Source organism: Streptomyces alboflavus, from assembly GCF_000716675.1.
In the GTDB taxonomy this organism is placed as follows: Bacteria; Actinomycetota; Actinomycetes; order Streptomycetales; family Streptomycetaceae; genus Streptomyces; species Streptomyces alboflavus.
In genome coordinates this window covers 1-4,820 of the sequence record NZ_JNXT01000131.1, presented here as the reverse complement: position 1 = coordinate 4,820, position 4,820 = coordinate 1, and the positions used below count along the sequence as shown (strand labels likewise).

Sequence of the window (4,820 nt, the reverse complement as noted above, 5' to 3'; positions counted from 1 at the left end):
GTTTCAGAACCAACACAGTGGACGCGAGCAACTGAGGACAAGCCCTCGGCCTATTAGTACCAGTCAACTCCACCCCTTACAGGGCTTCCATATCTGGCCTATCAACCCAGTCGTCTACTGGGAGCCTTAACCCCTCAAAGGGGGTGGGAGTCCTCATCTCGAAGCAGGCTTCCCGCTTAGATGCTTTCAGCGGTTATCCTTTCCGAACGTAGCCAACCAGCCATGCCCTTGGCAGAACAACTGGCACACCAGAGGTTCGTCCGTCCCGGTCCTCTCGTACTAGGGACAGCCCTTCTCAAGACTCCTACGCGCACAGCGGATAGGGACCGAACTGTCTCACGACGTTCTAAACCCAGCTCGCGTACCGCTTTAATGGGCGAACAGCCCAACCCTTGGGACCGACTCCAGCCCCAGGATGCGACGAGCCGACATCGAGGTGCCAAACCATCCCGTCGATATGGACTCTTGGGGAAGATCAGCCTGTTATCCCCGGGGTACCTTTTATCCGTTGAGCGACGGCGCTTCCACAAGCCACCGCCGGATCACTAGTCCCGACTTTCGTCCCTGCTCGACCCGTCAGTCTCACAGTCAAGCTCCCTTGTGCACTTACACTCAACACCTGATTACCAACCAGGCTGAGGGAACCTTTGGGCGCCTCCGTTACCCTTTGGGAGGCAACCGCCCCAGTTAAACTACCCATCAGACACTGTCCCTGATCCGGATCACGGACCCAGGTTAGACATCCAGCACGACCAGAGTGGTATTTCAACGACGACTCCACGAACACTGGCGTGCCCGCTTCACAGTCTCCCACCTATCCTACACAAGCCGAACCGAACACCAATATCAAACTGTAGTAAAGGTCCCGGGGTCTTTCCGTCCTGCTGCGCGAAACGAGCATCTTTACTCGTAGTGCAATTTCACCGGGCCTATGGTTGAGACAGTCGAGAAGTCGTTACGCCATTCGTGCAGGTCGGAACTTACCCGACAAGGAATTTCGCTACCTTAGGATGGTTATAGTTACCACCGCCGTTTACTGGCGCTTAAGTTCTCAGCTTCGCCACCCCGAAGAGTGACTAACCGGTCCCCTTAACGTTCCAGCACCGGGCAGGCGTCAGTCCGTATACATCGCCTTACGGCTTCGCACGGACCTGTGTTTTTAGTAAACAGTCGCTTCTCGCTGGTCTCTGCGGCCACCCCCAGCTCAGAGAGTAAATCTCATCACCAGGAATGGCCCCCCTTCTCCCGAAGTTACGGGGGCATTTTGCCGAGTTCCTTAACCATAGTTCACCCGAACGCCTCGGTATTCTCTACCTGACCACCTGAGTCGGTTTAGGGTACGGGCCGCCATGAAACTCGCTAGAGGCTTTTCTCGACAGCATAGGATCATCCACTTCACCACAATCGGCTCGGCATCAGGTCTCAGACTATGTGTGATCCGGATTTGCCTGGATCACGTCCTACACCCTTACCCCGGGACAACCACCGCCCGGGCTGGACTACCTTCCTGCGTCACCCCATCACTCACCTACTACCAGATCGGGTCAGCGGCTCCACCACTCCCCTCAACTCCGAAGAGATCAGGGCGGCTTCACGGCCTTAGCATCACTGGATTCGATGTTTGACGCTTCACAGCGGGTACCGGAATATCAACCGGTTATCCATCGACTACGCCTGTCGGCCTCGCCTTAGGTCCCGACTTACCCTGGGCAGATCAGCTTGACCCAGGAACCCTTAGTCAATCGGCGCACACGTTTCTCACGTATGTATCGCTACTCATGCCTGCATTCTCACTCGTGAACCGTCCACCACTGCCTTCCGGCGCAGCTTCACCCGGCACACGACGCTCCCCTACCCATCCACACGGGCGTTGGCCCTCATGTATGAATGACACGACTTCGGCGGTACGCTTGAGCCCCGCTACATTGTCGGCGCGGAATCACTAGACCAGTGAGCTATTACGCACTCTTTCAAGGGTGGCTGCTTCTAAGCCAACCTCCTGGTTGTCTCTGCGACTCCACATCCTTTCCCACTTAGCGTACGCTTAGGGGCCTTAGTCGATGCTCTGGGCTGTTTCCCTCTCGACCATGGAGCTTATCCCCCACAGTCTCACTGCCGCGCTCTCACTTACCGGCATTCGGAGTTTGGCTAAGGTCAGTAACCCGGTAGGGCCCATCGCCTATCCAGTGCTCTACCTCCGGCAAGAAACACACGACGCTGCACCTAAATGCATTTCGGGGAGAACCAGCTATCACGGAGTTTGATTGGCCTTTCACCCCTAACCACAGGTCATCCCCCAGGTTTTCAACCCTGGCGGACTCGCTTTCGCTACGGCTTCCCCACACGGGTTAACCTCGCAACACACCGCAAACTCGCAGGCTCATTCTTCAAAAGGCACGCAGTCACGAGATGGAAGCAAGCTTCCATCCGACGCTCCCACGGCTTGTAGGCACACGGTTTCAGGTACTATTTCACTCCGCTCCCGCGGTACTTTTCACCATTCCCTCACGGTACTATCCGCTATCGGTCACCAGGGAATATTTAGGCTTAACGGGTGGTCCCGCCAGATTCACACGGGATTTCTCGGGCCCCGTGCTACTTGGGTGTCTCTTAAACGAGCCGCTGACGTTTCGACTACGGGGGTCTTACCCTCTACGCCGGACCTTTCGCATGTCCTTCGCCTACATCAACGGTTTCTGACTCGTCCTGTCGCCGGCAGACGACAGAAAAGAGATCCCACAACCCCGTATACGCAACCCCTGCCGGGTCTCACACGCATACGGTTTGGCCTCATCCAGTTTCGCTCGCCACTACTCCCGGAATCACGGTTGTTTTCTCTTCCTGCGGGTACTGAGATGTTTCACTTCCCCGCGTTCCCTCCACACTGCCTATGTGTTCAGCAGCGGGTGACAGCCCATGACGACTGCCGGGTTTCCCCATTCGGAAACCCCCGGATCAAAGCCTGGTTGACGACTCCCCGGGGACTATCGTGGCCTCCCACGTCCTTCATCGGTTCCTGGTCTGGTGCCAAGGCATCCACCGTGCGCCCTTAAAAACTTGGCCACAGATGCTCGCGTCCACTGTGCAGTTCTCAAACAACGACCAACCACCCGTCACAACCCGCCGAAGCAGATCTATACCGGGGTCGGCATTGAGGTCGGGAACAAGTCCGTACCCTCAGATACCCAACAGCGTGCCCGACACAGTCGATTGATGTTGTCCGCGTTCCACGCCGAAGCAGTACTAGCAAACCCACCGAATGGCTTAGAAGTGCTCCTTAGAAAGGAGGTGATCCAGCCGCACCTTCCGGTACGGCTACCTTGTTACGACTTCGTCCCAATCGCCAGTCCCACCTTCGACAGCTCCCTCCCCGCAAGGGGGTTGGGCCACCGGCTTCGGGTGTTACCGACTTTCGTGACGTGACGGGCGGTGTGTACAAGGCCCGGGAACGTATTCACCGCAGCAATGCTGATCTGCGATTACTAGCGACTCCGACTTCATGGGGTCGAGTTGCAGACCCCAATCCGAACTGAGACCGGCTTTTTGAGATTCGCTCCACCTCGCGGTATCGCAGCTCATTGTACCGGCCATTGTAGCACGTGTGCAGCCCAAGACATAAGGGGCATGATGACTTGACGTCGTCCCCACCTTCCTCCGAGTTGACCCCGGCGGTCTCCCGTGAGTCCCCAACACCCCGAAGGGCTTGCTGGCAACACGGGACAAGGGTTGCGCTCGTTGCGGGACTTAACCCAACATCTCACGACACGAGCTGACGACAGCCATGCACCACCTGTACACCGACCACAAGGGGGCGACCATCTCTGGCCGTTTCCGGTGTATGTCAAGCCTTGGTAAGGTTCTTCGCGTTGCGTCGAATTAAGCCACATGCTCCGCCGCTTGTGCGGGCCCCCGTCAATTCCTTTGAGTTTTAGCCTTGCGGCCGTACTCCCCAGGCGGGGCACTTAATGCGTTAGCTGCGGCACGGACAACGTGGAATGTTGCCCACACCTAGTGCCCACCGTTTACGGCGTGGACTACCAGGGTATCTAATCCTGTTCGCTCCCCACGCTTTCGCTCCTCAGCGTCAGTATCGGCCCAGAGATCCGCCTTCGCCACCGGTGTTCCTCCTGATATCTGCGCATTTCACCGCTACACCAGGAATTCCGATCTCCCCTACCGAACTCTAGCCTGCCCGTATCGACTGCAGACCCGGGGTTAAGCCCCGGGCTTTCACAACCGACGTGACAAGCCGCCTACGAGCTCTTTACGCCCAATAATTCCGGACAACGCTTGCGCCCTACGTATTACCGCGGCTGCTGGCACGTAGTTAGCCGGCGCTTCTTCTGCAGGTACCGTCACTTGCGCTTCTTCCCTGCTGAAAGAGGTTTACAACCCGAAGGCCGTCATCCCTCACGCGGCGTCGCTGCATCAGGCTTTCGCCCATTGTGCAATATTCCCCACTGCTGCCTCCCGTAGGAGTCTGGGCCGTGTCTCAGTCCCAGTGTGGCCGGTCGCCCTCTCAGGCCGGCTACCCGTCGTCGCCTTGGTGAGCCACTACCTCACCAACAAGCTGATAGGCCGCGGGCTCATCCTGCACCGCCGGAGCTTTCAACCCCCCACCATGCGGTGGAGAGTGTTATCCGGTATTAGACCCCGTTTCCAGGGCTTGTCCCAGAGTGCAGGGCAGATTGCCCACGTGTTACTCACCCGTTCGCCACTAATCCACCCCGAAGGGCTTCATCGTTCGACTTGCATGTGTTAAGCACGCCGCCAGCGTTCGTCCTGAGCCAGGATCAAACTCTCCGTGAATGTGTACCGGT

The 4,820-nt window shown here is 57.5% G+C and carries 2 rRNA genes; both read right to left on the bottom strand.

Going from position 1 to position 4,820, the window contains the following annotated elements:
- Positions 1–33: 33 nt before the first annotated feature.
- Positions 34–3,063 (bottom strand): 23S ribosomal RNA (locus tag OO63_RS41020).
- A 218-nt stretch (positions 3,064–3,281) separates the two neighbouring features.
- Positions 3,282–4,809 (bottom strand): 16S ribosomal RNA (locus tag OO63_RS41015).
- The 16S and 23S rRNA genes sit together here, the layout of an rRNA operon.
- Positions 4,810–4,820: the final 11 nt, after the last annotated feature.